Raw genomic sequence first — 18,015 nt, 5'->3', positions numbered from 1 at the left:
GAAATAGCGGTCGGCCGGAAGAACGAGGAATACGAAACGTCCGCCGACCCGGCAGAAGCTCAAGCCTTGGCGCAGCGCGTGGCCCATGACGAGGATGGCGCGCAGCTTCGCGCTGCGCGCCACGCTCTCAGTCGTCGGAAAGGCCGAGGGGGAAAATCCCCAGTCCGACATCGTCGGTCGGCCCGCCGGGACCCTTGGTCTCGACGCTGGCGGCACCCAGCTCGATCACATCGTCTTCGCGTTCCATGACGTTGCTCCTCGTTACAATGCGCTGCGCATTTCCGCAGCGGCGAGGAGTCTAGGATTCCGGTGGCCGCATCCCGAATTTATACCGATTCTATATGCCGAATATCGCCCCTGGCCGAGCCAGTCAGGGATCCCGATATGCCGCGCGGACGATCGCGGCGGCCACCTGGCGCCGTCGGCGGTGATAGGCTCCGATCGCCTTGCGCAGCGCTCCGCGGTTCGTGCTTTCGAGCAACGCGCCCAGCGCGTCCAGCTCTTCGGATACCCCGCCGAGGATATGCGGCTCGATGCAGCGCACCGCGTGCATGCGTCCGTTGAGCTGTCCGATGGCGCGGCGGTGCTCGCGATTGACGGACCGCTCTGCGATGGCAAGGAACAGCGCCGCGCTGCGATCGGCGGGCTTCGCGTCTCTCGGCCCCGCCGCCAGTTCGCCCGCTTCGTACCAGTTCCGCACCGCGAGCAGCAGCAATGCTTCGGACCAGTCATAAAGGTCGTGAAGGCCCGGTTCGTCGAGCAAGGGAATATGGAATCCGCCACCGGCGCGGGCTTCGACCAAGCCTTCGCCGAGCAATTGGTTGAGTGCCTCACGCACTGGGGTGGTGCTCGACAGGAGCAGGTCTGCCAATAGCGCCGGGTCGAGCCGCTCGCCGGGCCGGAAGCCGTGTTCCATGATCCGCCGCTTGAGCGCGTCATGGACGCGCTCGGTGGTCGGTCCCGAGTTCATGGAGCCGTACCTTGCGCGCGCGCAAAGGCTTCGACCATCGCTGCCTGGTCGGGCCGTAACGCATCGATTGCGCCGAGCGGGGCGCAGGCGTCGCCGCCGAGCAGGACCGATGGGCACTGGCCCTCATAGTTGCCGAGGTTGGGACGATGCTGGCGATAGCCGACGAGCGCCGCCAGTTCCGGCGCGAAGTGACGCGCTACCTGCGGGGGATAGGCGAGCCACTGGTTCTCATAGGGCTTGAGCCATCCCAGGGAATAGCCGACGACGATACCACGCCGCACGCCGGCCGTGCGGTTGGCGCCGGCGCCATGGAGAGTCGAGCCGAGGAAAAGCAGCGCATCGCCGGGGGCCATTTCCGCGGCGATCGGCTCGCATGGCGGCTCGGGCTCGAGTGCGTTCGCGCCGTGGCTGCCCGGCCATACCACCGTCGCGCCGTTCGCGGCGGTGAAGTCGGTCAGCGGCCAGATGACGTTGACGAGGTATTCGGGCATGCCCGCCGGCGCCCGCCACATGTCCTGGTCCCGGTGCGGGAGCTGCGCCGGCGCGCCTGGGTGGATGGCGATCGCCTGGGCTACGTTGAGCTGGATGCGGTCGCACCACGGCGAAAGCACCTGCTCGGCGACGCCGAGCACCGCTTCGTGGCGCACGAGCGCCTCGACATGCCGCGAGCGGACCAGCAGTCGGCCGAAGCGCTTGGTCGTGGCGCCGTAGAACCCACCCTGGCAGAAGGGCGTGCGCGCGAAATCCCCCGCGAGATCGCGGTCGAGCGCCGCGATCGTCGCTGCCGGCAGCGCGCCGCGGACGATGCAATAGCCGCGCTCGAGAAGCACCCGCGACCAATCCTCGGCAGCAGGTGCGGTTGCGATTGCATGGGTCATCCTGTCCTCCTGCCTCAAGCTGCCACGCGCGCGCCGGCGCCGAGGTCGATCGACGGGACGATGCCGGCCTCAGCGAGGCGCGCGGGCGTGTCCTCGTCGATCTCGATGCGCAGCGCGACGAGCATCGTGCCATCGAGCGCCTGCGGCATGCCGAGCGGCCGGCACCGCCAGCCGAAGGCGAGGATCTGCTGGAACCACGGCATGCCGGCGATCGCGGTGTAGGCGGTAATGCCCGATCGCAGCGCATGCTCGACCAGCGCGGCGACCAGCGTGTTACGCACGCCTCTGCGTTCGCGCGCGCTCAGGCCGCGGTCGAGGCAGAAGCGCGTGATTTCCTGGATGCCGGGTCCGCGCGGCGGTCCCTCCTCGCAAAGCCGCGCATAAAAGCTGTCGAGGATGTGCGGGCGCGTCGTGGGCAGGAGCCGCGTCGAGGCGAGGTGGCCGCCCTCCGCGTCGGCAAGGACGAGGTAGGTCGCGTGGCCGTCGTCGAACTGGTCGACCTCGAAGGTGCCGTCGATCACCGGCACGTCCCACTTGAGCAGGTCGACGAAGACGGACTTGCGCGCCGCGAACATCCCGCGAAGCACGCCGTCCGATGTCGCCCGCCCACCGGATTGCAGTACATGAAGCATTGCTGGGCTCCCTTGGCTGTCAATCGGCCAAGGCTCTGCGCAGCCGCCGCCGCGCGCTATTCCCGGAAAGGGTAATATCAGCGGCGAAAGATATCGGTGAAGGTGAGCGTTCCGTCGAACAGCGCCCGGATCGCCAGCAATGTCCGCTTGCTCACCCCGTATCGCGCGCAGGCCAGCTTGATATGGCGGGCGACTGTCTCTTCCGTGACGTCGAGGATGCGGCCGATCTCCCAGTCGGTCTTGCCGCGTGCCGCCCACAGCAGGCAGTCGCGCTGGCGGTCGGTGAGCGCGGGCGGCGGCGGCTTCGGCAGGTGCCCCCGAGCGGACCACAGGCGTCGCGCACCCTCGAAGGCGAAGGCGCCGGCAAGCTGCGCCATCGGCAGCAAGTCGCGAAGCATCGGCTGCCCCGCCTCGCTGGCGAACGAGCACGATCCGCGCGCTTCGCCCGGAACATGGGCGGGGACGGTGAAGCCCTCGCCGATGCCTTCCTCGCGGCCCATGGCAAGCACGCGCCGGTCCTCGGCAGTGAGCGGGATCATCTCGGGTATTTGCGACCAGCAGAAGCCGACGCTGGTCACGTGGCTCGCGCGGTGCACCGGGTCGGATACGCCGAGCGCGTTGCGGTCGTAATAGTCTGCCCATTTCGCGGGATAGTTGTGCAGCCGGATCGCCGCCCCCTCGGCGGCGCGCACGTCGACATGGTGCGTCAGGGCGAAATACTGGAAGCCGAGGTCAGTCGTTACCTCCTGCATCGCGGCGCCGAGGTCGTCGACATTCCTCACTTCCTCGACGATGCGGATGAACTGCATCGCCATGTCGTGCATGCCCATCGGGCAGCAACACAGCCCCGGGCGGCGTCTCAAGCCACCGCATCCCCCGAGGCCGCCCTTTCCCAAACCTGCGGGCTGGGGGACGGGTTCTCAGGCCGTCTCCCGGCGACTCCTGCGAAAGCTTCACTGTATCATGCTGAATTCACGCAAAGAAGATGTTACGTACGCGAAGCCGACCGGGAGACGGCGCAAGCACTCCGGGGCAATATGCCGGTGCTCGGAAGAACCTGGCACGTCGCATTCGAGTTGTCCGCACCGGCATGACTGCGGATAGGCAAGAAAGACTGGATCCGCAGTGGCGCGACGGAGGACAGTATACTCGCCTGCGGGGCATTGACCGTGCCGGTCTCATGTGGGAGTGGCTGCGCCGCGATCCCGGCTACATCGCCTGGTATGCTCGCGCGAGCGACGCAACGCGCGGGGCTGCCCCGGCGGGGCCTGCCGCCGACCCGGTCCAATGGGGGCTCCACTTTCGCCGAGGACCCGGGACGCGCCGCACCCGAAGCCAGGATCATCTGGCACGCCGACCTCGACCCGGGGACGCTGCGCGTCATCGCCGTGCCCTCGGACCCGTCCGACCCCGACAGCATCAGGACGCAGCGCCTCGCTCCCTGGTTGGCGATCGCAACCGACGCCGACGGGCGCGAGCACGCCGTGCTCTCGGATGGGTGGCACCGCATCCGCATTGACGTCGAGGATGGCAGCATTGCGAGGGGGGAAGCGGTGCTGCTTCATTATCGCCTGCTCGGCGTCGAGTCGGCCGAGACCAGGATCCTGCCGCTCCGGCGCTTCCTCGAGCTCTGCCGACACGGCCGCTTTGCCAAGTCGCTGTTCCCCGCCGATCCCCGCATCGATCGCTGGTTGGCGGTGCTGCGCGTCCACGACGCCCTAGCGGCGGGGGCCAGCCACCGGGAGGTCGGCGCCGCGCTGTTCGGCGAGGAACGCATCCTGCTCGACTGGAGCGGCCGTTCGGACTCGCTGCGCTCCCGCGTGCGCCGTCTCGTCGGCGAGGCGCGGAGAATGGCAACGGGCGGCTATCGCCATCTCATGCGCCGGCGATCATGAAGTCCATGGCCGTCGCCGGCATCAAACACGGTGGCGTTCAGCACGCTCTCGCCCTCGGCGATGGTCTGGACTCGGGCCTTTAGCTTGGCCTTCCCCTCGTCGGTCGTGACTAGTCGGTGACGTTGGGAAAGCCGACGCGGAGCAGCTTGGCCTTCCTGACCAGTGCCGCGAACCAGTCCTGCGCGTTGTCGCTTCGCTGGACCTCGGAAGACGCGGAGAAGCCGGCTGTCGCCCCATGATGCCTCTTCATCCGAGACGGCCGATCCAGCGGGCAGCGCGGCGCCGCGGAAGCAGATGACGCGGCTCGGGTGGATGCGCTGTTGCTGCCAGTCACCCTGCACCTGGAACATGGCGGGCTGGCCATATTCCGGGCTGGACAAGTCGCGGACCCAATCGACGGCGCGCAACTGCCGGCGGGACAGGACATTGACCGCGAACAGGCCGCCCTTGCCGAACGTGCGTGGGTCGAGAGGCTCATCGTGCTCGCGCGCGGTGATCAGGACCAGCGCGCCGCCCCGCTGCCGCGCAGGGACTCGGCCGTGGAGCCCGAGGCGCCGCTCCTCGGCTTCGATCAGCGCAATGGCGGCCTCGTCGGCCTGCCAATCGCGCCATTCACGGACCCGGTCCTCCGTGGGCATCGCGATGACCTTCCGCAGCATGCCGGATGACATGTCGGCGGCGATCGCGAGCTGGTGCGTGAAGATGCCGGGGAGCGCGGTGCAGGCGTCGGCTCCGCGCGTGAAAGGGTTCATCCGCTCGATGGCACGACGAAGGCTGTCGGTGATCCACGCCATTGGGTGGTTGTGGTCGGTAGCGGGGGTGCTCGTTACCGCCGTCAGCGCTTCGCCTGGTTAACAACCGCTGAGACTGTTTCATTGTTGACTCGGTCGATCGATGAGCGAAGTCTATCGACTGGATAACAAGGGGAGTCGGACTGATGACCAAGACAGGAAGTAAGATAGCTTTGCTGTGCTCAGCCCTATTCGCGCTCAATGGTGTGGCGCAAGCACAAGAAGTGCCACAGCCATCTCCGCTTTGTCACGACGTGGCGATTCGCTGCGTCAACTATTATGCGAGCCTAGGGTACAGCAGTGCGGTGTCCTGCTTTGATGCGGAAATCGCACAAATCTATTGTCCGACGCCGCCGGATAGCGGCCAGGACGATCGGGTGTGGATGTACTACGAAGGCCCCATCGTGCTCTGCTACGGCCGCTGCTATCCGCAGCCGATCGACTGAGCCCTATCTTGTGAGTTTTCAGGTTCCCCGTCTTCCTTGATTCGGACGGGGAATTCTCATTTGTCCTGTCGGTGGTGAGCCGGGGGCGGGTGACCACCGTCAGCAAAAAAGGCCGAGGATCGCTCCCCGGCCCTCAACTTGCTGGGCTCGGTGCCCGATTAAATGTTGCGATCGGTGGCGCGCCCCGGGTCGACATGCTGGCGATGCTCGGCGGTAGCGAGCGAAGCGATCGATGCGAGCTGCGGCGCAGTGAAGCCCCCGCTACTTCCAATGGCCGGCGCGTCGGGCTCGTCGATCGCTGCCGGCGCGACGGTGATGCCGGCATTCGTCGGCGCGATCACATCGTCGGCATGCAATAGGGCATGAACGATTTCCGGTGAGGGCGGCGGTGCGGCAAACGCGGTACTGCGAGCATCGCCGAACAGGCGAGCGCCGCGAAGGCGATGAGGTGTCGTCGAAGCATGCTGATCTCCTCTGCTGCTGTTGCAGGGGCGGGATTCGAACCCGCCCCTGCGTCAGCCGAGGATTGGCGTATGACGCGCGGGTGTGATCACTTACGAGCCCCGCCGAGGCGAATCTCTGCCTCGGTAACGATCGACTGGCGCGTGAAGCGGTCGCCGCGCTCGCGCGCGGCGGCGCTGCTTGTGGCCTCTCCCGGATGCGCGGGAGTGGGCGGCGCTCCCTCCTAGGCGCGGACGCGGCGGCGGCAAGCCGGCCTGCGGCCGGCTCCTTCACTTGCGTTGCGGCCCTGGCGGGTGCCGCCACCGCTCGGTGCCCGCGCCTTCCCGGTCGCCTCGCCGCCCACCCCCGCTTTCCGGGGAGGCCCTGTGGGTGGGCGGGGAAGGAGGCGAGGCAATGCGTGCAACCCCCAACCGTCGTGCCGCGCGGAAGCCGAAGCCCGGGGCCGCCCAGCCGCAGGCTCGCCCCGAGGCACGCGCCAATCTCTATGAAGAGGTCACGCGCCGGATCGTCGCCGAGCTTGAGGCCGGGCGCTTCCCTTGGGTCCAGCCGTGGGGCCGCGTCGAAGGCGGGACCCCCGTGCCCGGCCTGCCGCGCAACGCGCTCACCGGCCGCACCTACTCCGGCATCAACATACTCATTCTCTGGGGCGCGGTCATCGAGCGGGGCTTCCCGAGCCAAGGCTGGCTGACCTTCAAACAGGCACTCGAGGCCGGCGGCAACGTCCGCAAGGGCGAACGCGGGACCACCGTCGTCTATGCCGACCGGTTCACGCCCGAAGCGGAGAAGGCCCGCGCCCGCGAGGCCGGCGAGGAAGCCCGCGCCATTCCGTTCCTCAAGCGCTTCACCGTGTTCAACCTCGCGCAGTGCGAGGGCTTGCGCCCCGGCCTCGCGCCCGAACCCGTGCCGCTTCCCGAACGCGAGATCGTGCCCGTCGCCGAGGAAGTGATCGCAGCGAGCGGCGTTGGCTTCCGCATCGGCGGCGCAAAGGCCTTCTATGTCCCGTCCGCGGACTATGTGCAGGTTCCGCCGCAACCCGCCTTCTTCGAGCAGGTCAACTATCACCGCACCTGCCTGCACGAACTGACCCATGCGACCGGCCACCCCTCGCGCCTCGCGCGCAACCTGTCGGGCGCCTTCGGCAGCCGCGACTATGCGCGCGAGGAACTGGTCGCCGAAATGGGTTCGGCCTTCTTGTGCGCCGCGCTCGGCATCGTGCCGACCGTCCGCCATGCCGACTATCTCGGCTGCTGGCTCGACGTGCTGCGCGAGGACAATCGCGCGATCTTCCGCGCGGCCGCCCACGCCAGCAAGGCCGCCGACTGGCTGCTTTCCCGCCACCGCGAATGGCGCGCCGCGCGCGAGCCCGCGACGCGCGCCGGCGCGACGTGACCCCAACCCATGCCAAGCTTCCGCCGCCCATACGCGGGCGGCGGCAGGCGCGGGCGGCGCGCTTCGCCGCCAGACCAAAGCCGGTCCGTCCCGGCTTGCCACCCACGGACGGACCGGCACTCGCAAACGGAGTGAGACCGATGAAACTCGATTTTGTCCCCCTCGACAAGCTGGCGGTGAGCAAGGCCAATATGCGCCACGCCACCCGCCCGCCCGATGTGTCGGACATCCTGCCGACCATCCGCGCGCGCGGCATTCTCGTGCCGCTGATCGTGCGGCCGAACGGTGCACGCGACGCGTTCGAAATCCTCGCCGGAAGCCGCCGCTTCCACGCCGCGCGCCTCGTCGCCGAGGAAGCGGGGCAGGCCGAGCCGGTGCCTTGCGCGATTCTCGATGCGGGTGACGACGCCGACGCCATCGAGGCCTCTCTGATCGAGAACCTCGCCCGGCTCGACCCCGACGAGGTCACTCGGTGGGAGACCTTCACGCGGCTGGTCAAGGCGGGCCGTACCGTGGACGAGATTGCCGCGACCTTCGGCCTCCCCGAGCTTGCCGTGCGCCGCGTGCTCGCGCTCGGCAACCTCCTGCCGCGCATCCGCGCGATGTACGCCCGCGAGGAAATCGACCGCGCCACCGTCCGCCACCTGACGCTCGCCAGCAAGAGCCAGCAGCGCGCATGGCTGGCGCTCGCCGAGGACCCCGACGCCTATGCCCCGACCGGCTACCAGTTGAAGGCATGGCTGTTCGGCGGACAGTCGATCAGCACCACCCATGCGCTGTTCGACGTGGCGGCAAGCGGGCTCGCGACCGTCTCCGACCTGTTCGGCGACGATAGCTATTTCGCCGATGCCGACGCCTTCTGGCGCGCGCAGAACGAGGCCGTCGCGGCGCGGCGCCAGGCCCTTCTCGACGCCGGCTGGAGCGATGCCGTGATCGTTCCGCCCGCCGAGCATTTCCACAGCTGGGAATATGAGAAGGCACCCAAGCGCAAGGGCGGGCGCGTCTATATCGACGTGCGCGCGAACGGCGAGGTCGTCATCGACGAAGGCTATCTTTCGCGCAAGGAAGCTCGTCGCTTGGCCGCGGGCGGGAAGGGCGATCCGGCGGGCACCGCGCCGAAGCCGCCGCGGCCCGAGGTCAGTGGCCCGCTGCAGGTCTATCTCGACCTCCATCGCCATGCCGCCGTGCGCGCGGTGCTGCTCGGCCATCCGCAGGTCGCGGTCCGGCTGATGGTCGCGCATGCCATTGCGGGCTCGCCCCTGTGGCGCGTGCAGGCCGAGGCACAGACGGCGCGCGGCGACGACACCCGCCAAAGCGTCGAGACCTCGCGCGGCGAGACGCTGTTCGCCGAGCGCCGCCGCGCGGTGCTCGCCCTGCTCGGCTTCTCGCCCGACGAGCCGGCGGTGGTCGAGGGCAGGCCCGAGGACATCGACGGCGACCCGCTCGCCGCGATCTTCTGGCGGCTGCTCGATCTGCCCGAGGCCGCCGTCATGGACGTGGTCGCCGTGGTCATGGGCGAAAGCCTTGCCGCCGGCAGCCCGGCGGTCGAGGCACTGGGGTGCCATCTCGGCCTCGACATGGCTGACTGGTGGCAAGCCGATCCCGCCTTCTTCGAGCTGATCCGCGACCGCGAAGTGCTGGCCGCCATCCTTGCCGATGTGGCGGACAGCCAGGTCGCTGCCGCCAATGCCGGCGAGAAGGGCAAGACCTTGAAGCGCGTCATCGCCGACACGCTCGCCGGCGCCAACGGCCGCGAACAACGCGAACGCTGGGTGCCGCGCTGGATGGCTTTCCCGCCCGCCGCCTACACGCCGCGCGGCGGCGTCGGCACGGTCCGCGCGCACGGCCTCGCCGAGGCCGCACGGCGTCCCGCCGATCCGCCCGAGCCGCCGGTGCCGCCCGCCGCGGCAGGCGCGGATGCCATCGCCTCGCCGCCCGAAACCGAGCCGGTCGAACCGCTCGCGCTCGCGGCCTGAACCTTTGGAGGCGGGGCGGCTTGCCGCCCCGCCTTCTTGGTGCATGGCCCCAGAATCCGGCCGCGCGCCTCGGCGGGCATCGGGCGGACAGCACTCCGCGCCGTTTGGGCCAGGCTCGCTGCCTGGCCGACCCGATGCGCCGCGGCGCGCGGAATTTGCCGTCGCCCAATCCGGAGGTCGCCAAGCGGCAAGGGTGCCGGCGGTCCTGACGGCACCGCATATATTGCCAAATGGCAGCACTTCTCCTATTTGATGCCATAAGGAGATCGCGCATGACCGCCCTGCACCGTGTCGATACGACGCCCCCGCCTTTCGTTCCCGAGCCGATCACCGACGCGGAAGGCGCCGCCATGTTCCGCGCCGTGGTCAACCTCTTCCGCCTCTGGGACCTGACCGACGAACAGGCGGCGCTCCTGCTCGACATGCCGGTGCGCACCTATCGCCGCTGGAAGGCAGGCGACCAGGGCCGGCTCGACCGCGACAAGAAGGCGCGCCTCTCCAACCTCATGGGCATCCACAAGGCGCTCCGGCTTATCTTTCGCGAGCCGCAGCGGGGCTATGCCTGGATCAAGGCCGCGAACGAGGCGTTCGGCGGCCGCGCGGCGCTCGACGTCATGCTCGGCGGCGAACTCACCGACCTCATGCGGCTGCGCCGCTACCTCGACGCGGAGCGCGGCGGCTGGTGATCGCGCCCGAGCGCATCGCGCGCGCGCGGGTCGAATGGAACGGCGCGGTGCGGATCATCCGCAGCCTCTATCCGCCGATCGACCTGTTCGAGGACATCGCCGACCCCGCCGACTGGCCGCTGCTCATCGCCGCCGAGCAGAAGACCAATCCGCGGCTGATGGAGACCATCGGCGCGCTCGACCTTGTGCCGCCCGCGCGCCGCGTCGCGGGCCCAGGCGCCAGCTACCTGATGGCACCGTTCACGCATGTGAGCACCGACCGGCCGAGCCGCTTCACCGACGGCAGCTACGGGGTGCTCTATGCCGCCAATCGCTTCCAGACTGCGCTGTTCGAGACGATCCACCACCATGCGCGCTTCATGGCGCGCACCCGCGAGCCGGCCGGCTGGACCTCGCAGTTCCGCGAGATCCTGCTCGATGTGAGGGCCGAGCTGCACGACCTGCGTGGGCGCGCGCCTGCCCTTGCCGCGGTGCTCGATCCGGACGACCATGCCGCCGCCCGAGCGCTCGGCGCCGCCTTGCGCGGCGCGGGCGCCGAAGGGGTGGTCTATCCGAGCCTGCGCGACGCCGGCGGCGAATGCGTCGGCCTTTTCCATCCCGACCTGGCGCGCAACCCACGTCAGGGCCGTCATCTCGACTATCACTGGGACGGCAAGCGCGTGGACCTCTACCGCGACGCGGCGTCGGGCGAGGTGTTCCGCATCGTCGAGACCGATTGAGGCGCGCCGGCGGGCCCGAATGTCCCGCGCGCGCAGCTGCAGCCCCCTTTTGCCGCACGCCCGTCGAGCGCCGTGCCGCGGCCCGTCCTTCGATGCCGCCGCATCCGGGCCAGCGGTCACGGCCTCGAGCCTTGCGCGGCTTGTCGCCCGATCCGCGGAAACGGATCGCAGCAGCCCGGGCCGCCCGTGCTGGACGCCTGCCGTCGGGTATCCGGCTTGCCGAGCGGGCATCTCCCTTGCTCCAAAGGTGGCGCACGCACCCGTTTCCGGCTCCCTGGGCGCATGACCTGGAACGGCCGCCGGCCCGCCAAACCATCGCGCCTGCGCTTATTTCCCCGCCGGCGCTCTTCGAGCTTGCCGGCTCCTCGCGGCCGCTTCGCTGCAAATAAGCGCGTCCGCTCCGGTCCTCCGCTTCGCTCCGGCCCTGTCGGGTTCGCGTCCCGGCTCGTGCCGTTCCTTCGGTCCGCCCATCGCCCGGGAACGGCCTGGGCGAGCAACCAAGGAGACGAACGATGCCCGCTATTGGCTATGTCACCCGCGACGGAGAAGGCTTCAAGGGCCAGCTCAAGACGCTCTCGATCCGCACCGAGATCGAAATCCTGCCCAACCGCTCGAAGAGCTCGGACACCCAGCCCGACTATCGGGTCTCGGCCGGCGGCGTCGAGGTCGGTGCCGGCTGGGTCCGGCGCGGCGAGATGTCCGGCAAGGATTATGTGTCGCTGAGCCTCGCCGCGCCCGAGTTCGGCCCGCGCCGGCTCTACGCCAACCTCGGCCGCGCCGCCGGCCAGGACGACGACGACGCCTTCGCGATCATCTGGAACCCGGCCGACTAGACGGCCAGGCGCTCCCGCGCCCCAAAGCGCGGGAGCGCTAGGTCGTACACTCACGAAGCAGCCCTTCGGCAAGCGCCCCGAAGTGGGTCGTTCCAGCGCCGGAAGTAGATTCCGAAAAGCAGCCTGTCGGCTAACGCCCCGCTTGCGGACATTGGGTGTGGTCCGGCATTGTGCGATTGATGATCTCGCGAACTCAACTCACGTTGGCCCTTGCGGGCGCGGTATTCATAGCGGCGTGCCTCTATGTCGGTTACGCGAATGAGTTGCTGAAAGACCGCATTTCGCCCTGGGATCGCGTCGCCTTGCTTGCTGGCTTTCTCTTGGGCGCCGGAGCCGTTTCCCGGTGGATCATGGCTCTCGATCTTCGACGAAATATGAAGCGGATTAAGCGAGCAAGGGCCGCGCGAGGGAACGTCCGCTAACCACCCGGTGCGGGACATCGAAGCCCCTAGCGCGCCACCGCCCGGCACAAGGCTGATACCCGTTCGCCTTCATCCTCCGGTTGTTGCGAGGGAAAACGGGGGCGGAATCGCGGACTGCTGCAGGGTACTCAGTAGTATGGCTCGCAAGCCGTTCCGTCGCTGTCGCCGTCCATCTCCTCGCGGTAACCTGGTTCGCCTCGCTCAATAGGAGCGGCACCCGCCGCGCGGGCGGCGTCACAGTTTCGATAGTACACGGACCGCTCCACGACCTCGCGTTGCTCTGGCGTCATCTGCGCGACTGCCCACCTGCGTTGAGCCTCCGGTGCACCAAAGAAGACAATCAGGCCGAAGATGATTGCTGCGGATGCGATGGTATATGCGAAAGGCGGTTCATCCCGCCGCCGACGCCGCCTGTGAGACCGATAGGGATATCTGCTCGACACGTGCTAAGCTTAGGCGCTCATAGTTTCACGATCGTTGAGATGCTACGCAACCTGCGTTCGCTTTCGAGCAGCGTCGCCGCGACGTCAGACGTCCGACTCTAGCGCGCATTGCCGCCGGACCGGCGACCTGAGGGGCCAACGTCAGCTCACGCCCCAATAGCGACCATAGCGGGGCGCCCTTGCTGCCCCCAGATTGCGGATATGGGTAAGCGATGGCATGTTCCGAGCATGATGCTCCCAGTGCTCTTCACAGCTATGGCAGCCTACGTGGCCTGGGTCACGATCAACGGGTTCCGCAGCGGCGCCATGGAGCCGATTACCAAGGGGCTCAACCTCTCGGCTGAGCGCAAGGCTCAACCGGTGTGGTTTTGGACGGCCGCGATTTGGAACGTCCTGCTCGTTCGCCTCTGTCTATGGGGTGCGGTAGGTTCGGCGGCCAATCGATAGGCGATCGCGAATACAAGCAGGTGTTGCTGAGGCAACTATCGCCCCACTTGCGGCCGCTCAGTAGCCCGGCCATCAATCGTCGAAGCGGACGTAACCCGGGGGCAGACGGATGAGCATTCAGTTGAGTAAGGCTGATTACCGGCTGATCGTGAACGCTCGTATTTACGGCGGCATTTTCTGGGCCGTGATGTCGCTCGGTATCGCCTGGATCCTGAGTTGGTGGCTCGCGCCGCGGGCATCCGACGTTCTGCAAATGGCTATGTCGCTTCCAACGGTCGCATACTTCATCATCTACTTCGTCGGTTTGCTCCGACGCTCGCGACCAGCGAGAGAGCCGGGCACGTTTTAAGTCGCGCCTGCTCCTGGTGAGCCGCCGCATAAAGCGGAGGTCGCCTAACCACCCGATCTCGGACGTTCAGCCTTGCGCCGAAAGCGGTCCTTTATGGGCTCGCGACCTAGTCCCTAGAAATGGGGGGCGAATTTGCAGGTACGCGATTGCGACCCTGCCGGGCCCGGCGCGCTCGGGCCAGCTTGGGCCCGTCGCGGCAAGGCCGCATGGACCCCAGGTACGGACCCGATCGATGCACGACGATGCCGCCGCGCGCGCCAAGGCCGCGCGCGAATGCTGCCCCTTCCTCACCGCCAAGCAGACCGCCTTCCACCTTGGAATCGCCCGTTCGACGCTGAAGGCGATGCGGCTCGCCGGAAAAGGCCCCCGCTGCCGCCGCCACGGCCGGACCTGGCGCTACCATATCCACGATATCGAGGCCTGGTCGGCCGCAAGCGCGCGCGGAGGCGGCCATGGCTGAGGTACGCGACCTGCCGCTGTTCGCCTGGGCGGAGGCGTTCCGCATCGACCGCGCGCGCCGCCGCCGGCTCGGCGCCCGTGCCGCCCTGGTCGCGCTCGGGATCGGCGCGCTCGGCGCCACCATCGCGCTTCCGCCCGCGCCGCGGCTGGTTTGGAACGCCAGCCCGAGCGCGCCGCTCGGCCTCTACCGGGTGACGCCGCCGGCGAGGCTCGCCAGCGGCGACATGGTCGTCGCCTGGCTGCCCGCCCCGGCGCGCGCGCTCGCTGCACGGCGGCGCTATCTCCCCGCCAACGTGCCCGCCGTGAAGCGCATCGCGGCCATCGTCGGCGCGCGCGTCTGCGCCATCGGCGCGACGATCCGCATCAACGGCGAGGTGGTCGCAACCCGCCTGAAGGCAGACCGGCTCGGCCGGACGCTGCCGTGGTGGCACGGCTGCCGCACCCTCCACGCAGGCGAGCTGCTACTACTCAACCCAGCGAGCGCAAGCTCGTTCGACGGCCGCTATTTCGGCACGAGTCGGGACCGCGACATCCTTGGCAAGGCCGAGCTCCTTTGGGCGCGCTGAGCCTCCTGCTGCTGGTCGCTGAGGCCACCGGGAAGCCCGCGATCGCGCCCGCCACCGCGGCCGTGACGGCCGTGCAGGCAAGCCCTCAGGCCGCGCCGGAGGAGCTGGATGCGGTCACGCGCTGGCGCCCGTACACGCTCGAGGCCTCGCGGCGGTTCGGGGTGCCGCTCGCGTGGATCGAGCGCGTGATGCGCGCCGAAAGCGGCGGCCGAACCCACCTCGGCGGGCGCCCGGTCACCAGCCGCGCCGGCGCCATGGGACTGATGCAGGTCATGCCGTCCACGTGGGCCGAACTGCGACCGCGACTTGGCCTCGGCAACGATCCGCACGACCCGCGCGACAACATCCTCGCGGGCACCTTCTACCTGCGGCTCATGTACGACCGCTTTGGCTATCCCGGCCTGTTCGGCGCCTACAATGCCGGTCCCGCGCGCTATGCCGAATGGCTGGCGGGCCGGCGCGCGCTGCCAGACGAGACGCTCGCCTATATCGCGGCCGTTGGCGCTGCCGATGACCGGACGGGCCCGGCACGGGCGCCGGCGGCGCCATTGGAGCCGCCGCGGCTGTTCGCCATCCGCCGCGATTCCCCGCACGCCATGATCGCCGACGGCGCGCCCGGGTCTTCGCTGTTCGTCGTGCTTTCGACCCCGCTCGCGGCCAGCGCGGCACGGGACTGAAGGCACGACGGTCCATCCAGGCGGGGGAGGGGCTCGTCTCGGCAAGACCCAGCCTGACGGACGCCGGAGCGGCTGTGCAAGGCCAGCGGCCCCTCCAATTTTGCCGCGCATGATGAGCGCGCTGCGCGCGCGCCTTTGTTGGTTCCTGCGCGACAAAATCGGTTCCTCCGCCGCCGCTTCGCGGCGCTTTCGGCTTCGCCTCCAGCGGCCCTGACAGCCGCTCCGCCGCCCGTCCTTCAAGCCCTGTCCTCAATCCCGGGGACGCGAAGCGACGGAGACAATCATGACCACGATCGCCATCCTGCAGACGCAATCGCGCGACGCCTATCCGGCGCTCATGGCCGGGCTCGAAGCGCAATATGGACGCGAGGGCAGCGTCGAGATCGCCTGCCAGTTCCTCGATGCGGAGTGCGCCGATTTCCACTGGCAGAGCCGCATGATGGAGCGCCGTCTCGGACGCTACGAGGGCGCGTTCGACGACGTGGAAGAAGGGGACTTCGAACTTGAAAGGGTCGCGATCCTGGGGGTGCTCAAGGGCGCCTGGTTCGTCGCCACGTGCATCGTCGATGGCGACGGCGCGGTGCACGACATGGTCGGGCTCAGGCTCGTGAACGGTGAAAGCCAAGCGCAGGAGGCGCTCCGGACCATGATCTGAGGCGCGGACATTTTCTCGCGGAGGCGGCGGCCAGGCGGCGTCGCTTCCGCTCTCTTTTTTGCCTCGGCGGCGGGGCGTTGCAGGGGAGCCATGAGGGCAGCGAGCAGGGAGGCGCGTAAGGCAAGATAAAGCGCCGGCACCCCCCGGCGCACAACCCTTTGCCTGCACATCTTTTTTGGGGCCGCCGGACGGCACTGCCCCTCCGCCGGCGGTGCTGTTTTTCCGAAGGAAGGGCGGAAATCCGCGCTTCTGGGCGGCACCGGTTTTCAGCGCGCGCTCCGCGCGCCATCATGGCCTTGGGGAGCGGCTTGGGAACGCTTGTCCATGGCCACCGACGACGATTTCGAGCCACGGCTCGGCCGCCTTCGCAGCCCGCGGGGCCCAGCCACGCGCACCTATCTCTCGCGCGTGCTCGCCGCCGCCAATCTCGCCCGCGGCGGCGCGACGCGAACCGGCGTCCGGCGTGGCCTCACCGGCAGCCGGATCGGCCGCGGCGCGGGCGTCGGCCTGGTCCTCGCCAGCCGCGACCGTTTCGCCGCCTGGCGTCAGCGCCGGGTGATCGTCAAGGCGCGCGTCGTCCGCCTCGCCGGCAAGGGCATCGACGGCGCGCGCGCGCACCTGCGCTACCTCCAGCGCGACGGCGTCACGCGCGCGGGCGAGCCCGGCCGGCTGTACGGCCCCGCGTCGGACGACGTCGACGGTCGGCGCTGGCTCGATCCCCATGCCGGCGATCGCCACCAGTTCCGCCTCATCGTCTCGCCCGAGGATGGCGATCAATATCCCGACCTGAAAGACTTCACGCGCCGGCTGATGGCCCGCCTCGAAGAGGATCTCGGGACCCGGCTCGACTGGGTCGCGGTCGATCATTTCAATACAGGGCATCCGCATACGCACATCGTCGTGCGGGGAAAGGACGATCGCGGGCGCGATCTGGTCATCGCGCCCGCCTATCTGACTCGCGGAATCCGCGAACGTGCGTCCGAGCTCGTCGACCTCGACCTCGGACCGCGAAGCGACCGCGACATCCAGGCGCGGCTGCGCGCCGAGATCGACCAGGAGCGGTTGACCGGCATCGATCGGCGGTTGATCCGCGAGATGGACGCGGCGCGCACGGTCTCGTCGTCGTCGCACGATCCCTTCCAGCAGAGCCTGCGCGCAGGCCGGCTTGCCACGTTGGCGCGCCTGGGCCTCGCCGAGCGGACGGCAGCGGGGCACTGGCGTCTCGCGGACGGGGTCGAGGAGACGCTCGTTCGCATGGGCGAGCGCGGCGACATCATCCGCACCATGCAGCGCGCTTTCGCCGGCCGTGCTCTGACGCCGACGGCGGCGGATTTCGCCATCCATGCACCGGGTGCCCGGCCCTTGGGTCCGATCACTGGCCGGCTCCTCGAGCGCGGGCTCGCGGACGAGCATCGCGATCGCCACTATGTGCTGGTCGAGGGCGTCGATGGACGTGCGCATTATGTCGACATCGGCCGGGGCGATGCGACGGCGGTTCTGCCAGCGGGCGCGATCGTCAGGATCACGCCGGTCGAGGCAGGGGTCCGCGAGGTCGATCGCACCATCGTCGCGGTCGCGGCGGCCAATGGTGGCCACTACGATATCGATTCGCATTTGCGCTTCGATTCCGGCGCGAGCGAGGCGTTCGCAGCGACCCATGTGCGCCGGCTCGAAGCGATGCGGCGCGCCGGCGCGGTCGAGCGCGCGGCGGACGGAAGCTGGGTCGTCGCTCCCGACCATCTGGATCGGGTTGTGTCCTATGAGGCGGACCGCGCTCGCCAGGCGCCGGTCAAGGTCGAGATCCTTTCGGCCCAGCCGCTCGAGCGCCTGGTCGATGCGGACGCGGCGACCTGGCTCGATCGCGAGCTCGTCGCGCCCGCGCCCAGACCGCTGCGCGACGCCGGCTTCGGGGCCGCGGTTCGCGATGCGCGGCAGCGCCGCCAGCAATGGCTGGTCGCGCAGGGTTTCGCCGAGGAGGCCGAAGGCGGCGTCGTCTACCGCAAGGACATGCTCGCAGCGCTCCGGCGGCGTGAGCTGCTGCGCGTCGCGAACGCACTTTCGGAGGAGCTTGGTCTGACGTTCCGGGAGGCGCCGTCCGGCATGCCTGTCGAGGGCATCTACCGCCGCCCGGTCGACTTGCTCAGCGGGCGCCATGCGCTCCTCGAGCGAAGCCACGAGTTCACGCTCGTGCCCTGGCGCCCGGTGCTCGACCGGCACGTCGGCAAGAAGGTCTCGGGCATTGTCCGCAGCGACGGCATCAGCTGGTCGATCGGGCGGGAGCGATCAGGCCCTTCGGTTACGTGACGTGACCATCGATGTC

Annotated in this window: 22 protein-coding genes; 14 read left to right on the top strand and 8 right to left on the bottom strand. The window is 68.9% G+C overall.

Annotated elements, in window-relative coordinates:
- Positions 1-127 precede the first annotated feature (127 nt).
- The 5 genes from J7500_RS14555 to J7500_RS14535 all read right to left on the bottom strand — a co-directional run bounded on the left by J7500_RS14555 (position 128) and on the right by J7500_RS14535 (position 3,343).
- Positions 128-247, bottom strand: a complete 120-nt coding sequence (locus J7500_RS14555; RefSeq protein ID WP_294062554.1) for a benenodin family lasso peptide — start codon at positions 245-247, stop codon at positions 128-130.
- 123 nt (positions 248-370) lie between these two features.
- Entirely contained in the window at positions 371-970 is a 600-nt protein-coding gene (locus J7500_RS14550; RefSeq protein WP_294062553.1) for a GntR family transcriptional regulator, read from the bottom strand.
- Positions 967-1,848: a phytanoyl-CoA dioxygenase family protein gene (locus tag J7500_RS14545; protein ID WP_294062552.1), complete on the bottom strand. Its 882-nt coding sequence runs from the start codon at positions 1,846-1,848 to the stop codon at positions 967-969. The genes J7500_RS14550 and J7500_RS14545 overlap by 4 nt, the downstream gene beginning before the upstream one ends.
- Positions 1,849-1,862: 14 nt before the next feature.
- On the bottom strand, positions 1,863-2,480 hold the full coding sequence (locus tag J7500_RS14540; RefSeq protein WP_294062551.1) for an acyl-homoserine-lactone synthase: 618 nt from the start codon (positions 2,478-2,480) through the stop codon (positions 1,863-1,865).
- Positions 2,481-2,557: 77 nt separating this feature from the next.
- Entirely contained in the window at positions 2,558-3,343 is a 786-nt protein-coding gene (locus tag J7500_RS14535) for a LuxR family transcriptional regulator (RefSeq protein ID WP_294062550.1), read from the bottom strand.
- A gap of 122 nt (positions 3,344-3,465) precedes the next feature.
- On the opposite strand from J7500_RS14535, the gene J7500_RS18550 reads away from it, so the two are divergent.
- A complete protein-coding gene (locus J7500_RS18550) occupies positions 3,466-3,999 on the top strand; it encodes a DUF6499 domain-containing protein (protein ID WP_367112984.1) in 534 nt (177 codons plus the stop codon).
- Positions 3,965-4,375 carry a DUF2285 domain-containing protein gene (locus tag J7500_RS18545; protein ID WP_367112983.1) on the top strand — a complete coding sequence of 137 codons (411 nt, stop codon included), beginning with the start codon at positions 3,965-3,967 and terminating at the stop codon, positions 4,373-4,375. The genes J7500_RS18550 and J7500_RS18545 overlap by 35 nt, the downstream gene beginning before the upstream one ends.
- Here J7500_RS18545 and J7500_RS14525 read toward each other — a convergent pair.
- Positions 4,345-5,169, bottom strand: coding sequence for a phage portal protein (locus J7500_RS14525; protein ID WP_294062548.1), 825 nt, complete (start codon positions 5,167-5,169; stop codon positions 4,345-4,347). The genes J7500_RS18545 and J7500_RS14525 overlap by 31 nt on opposite strands.
- Before the next feature lie 143 nt (positions 5,170-5,312).
- Between J7500_RS14525 and J7500_RS14520 the strand changes: the two genes are divergently transcribed.
- Positions 5,313-5,612 (top strand): hypothetical protein, encoded by a 300-nt coding sequence (locus J7500_RS14520; RefSeq protein ID WP_294062547.1) that lies wholly within the window; start codon positions 5,313-5,315, stop codon positions 5,610-5,612.
- A 158-nt stretch (positions 5,613-5,770) separates the two neighbouring features.
- On the opposite strand, the gene J7500_RS14515 is transcribed toward J7500_RS14520, so the two are convergent.
- A complete protein-coding gene (locus J7500_RS14515) occupies positions 5,771-5,953 on the bottom strand; it encodes a hypothetical protein (protein ID WP_294062546.1) in 183 nt (60 codons plus the stop codon).
- Positions 5,954-6,467: 514 nt separating this feature from the next.
- Between J7500_RS14515 and J7500_RS14510 the strand changes: the two genes are divergently transcribed.
- The 5 genes from J7500_RS14510 (at position 6,468) to J7500_RS14490 (ending at position 11,677) form a co-directional block, all read left to right on the top strand.
- Complete coding sequence (locus J7500_RS14510; RefSeq protein WP_294062545.1) at positions 6,468-7,463, top strand: zincin-like metallopeptidase domain-containing protein; 996 nt, start codon at positions 6,468-6,470, stop codon at positions 7,461-7,463.
- Positions 7,464-7,603: 140 nt separating this feature from the next.
- Positions 7,604-9,439 carry a ParB/RepB/Spo0J family partition protein gene (locus tag J7500_RS14505; RefSeq protein WP_294062544.1) on the top strand — a complete coding sequence of 612 codons (1,836 nt, stop codon included), beginning with the start codon at positions 7,604-7,606 and terminating at the stop codon, positions 9,437-9,439.
- A 272-nt stretch (positions 9,440-9,711) separates the two neighbouring features.
- A complete protein-coding gene (locus J7500_RS14500; protein ID WP_294062543.1) occupies positions 9,712-10,125 on the top strand; it encodes an MbcA/ParS/Xre antitoxin family protein in 414 nt (137 codons plus the stop codon).
- The gene (locus J7500_RS14495; RefSeq protein WP_294062541.1) at positions 10,122-10,844 is read left to right on the top strand and encodes an RES family NAD+ phosphorylase; all 723 of its coding nucleotides are present in this window, start codon (positions 10,122-10,124) and stop codon (positions 10,842-10,844) included. Before J7500_RS14500 ends, J7500_RS14495 begins: the two co-directional genes overlap by 4 nt.
- Before the next feature lie 512 nt (positions 10,845-11,356).
- A complete protein-coding gene (locus J7500_RS14490) occupies positions 11,357-11,677 on the top strand; it encodes a DUF736 domain-containing protein (protein WP_066491190.1) in 321 nt (106 codons plus the stop codon).
- A gap of 550 nt (positions 11,678-12,227) precedes the next feature.
- Here the strand turns inward: J7500_RS14490 and J7500_RS14485 are convergent.
- Complete coding sequence (locus J7500_RS14485) at positions 12,228-12,389, bottom strand: excalibur calcium-binding domain-containing protein (RefSeq protein WP_294062539.1); 162 nt, start codon at positions 12,387-12,389, stop codon at positions 12,228-12,230.
- Positions 12,390-13,098: 709 nt separating this feature from the next.
- Here J7500_RS14485 and J7500_RS14480 point away from each other — a divergent pair.
- From J7500_RS14480 to rlxS, 6 genes are all read left to right on the top strand, one after another.
- Positions 13,099-13,338, top strand: a complete 240-nt coding sequence (locus tag J7500_RS14480) for a hypothetical protein (protein ID WP_294062538.1) — start codon at positions 13,099-13,101, stop codon at positions 13,336-13,338.
- Positions 13,339-13,570: 232 nt separating this feature from the next.
- Entirely contained in the window at positions 13,571-13,798 is a 228-nt protein-coding gene (locus tag J7500_RS14475) for a helix-turn-helix domain-containing protein (RefSeq protein WP_294062537.1), read from the top strand.
- On the top strand, positions 13,791-14,363 hold the full coding sequence (locus J7500_RS14470; protein ID WP_294062535.1) for a S26 family signal peptidase: 573 nt from the start codon (positions 13,791-13,793) through the stop codon (positions 14,361-14,363). Before J7500_RS14475 ends, J7500_RS14470 begins: the two co-directional genes overlap by 8 nt.
- Positions 14,364-14,467: 104 nt before the next feature.
- The gene (locus tag J7500_RS14465; protein ID WP_294062690.1) at positions 14,468-15,040 is read left to right on the top strand and encodes a lytic transglycosylase domain-containing protein; all 573 of its coding nucleotides are present in this window, start codon (positions 14,468-14,470) and stop codon (positions 15,038-15,040) included.
- Positions 15,041-15,323: 283 nt separating this feature from the next.
- Entirely contained in the window at positions 15,324-15,695 is a 372-nt protein-coding gene (locus tag J7500_RS14460) for a hypothetical protein (RefSeq protein ID WP_294062533.1), read from the top strand.
- 324 nt (positions 15,696-16,019) lie between these two features.
- A complete protein-coding gene (rlxS, locus tag J7500_RS14455; protein WP_294062532.1) occupies positions 16,020-17,999 on the top strand; it encodes a relaxase/mobilization nuclease RlxS in 1,980 nt (659 codons plus the stop codon).
- Positions 18,000-18,015: the final 16 nt, after the last annotated feature.

Source organism: Sphingomonas sp. (assembly GCF_017744835.1).
Taxonomy (GTDB): Bacteria; Pseudomonadota; Alphaproteobacteria; order Sphingomonadales; family Sphingomonadaceae; genus Sphingomonas.
Note: the sequence above shows the minus strand (reverse complement) of the source record. Positions and strands in the feature narration are given on the sequence as shown.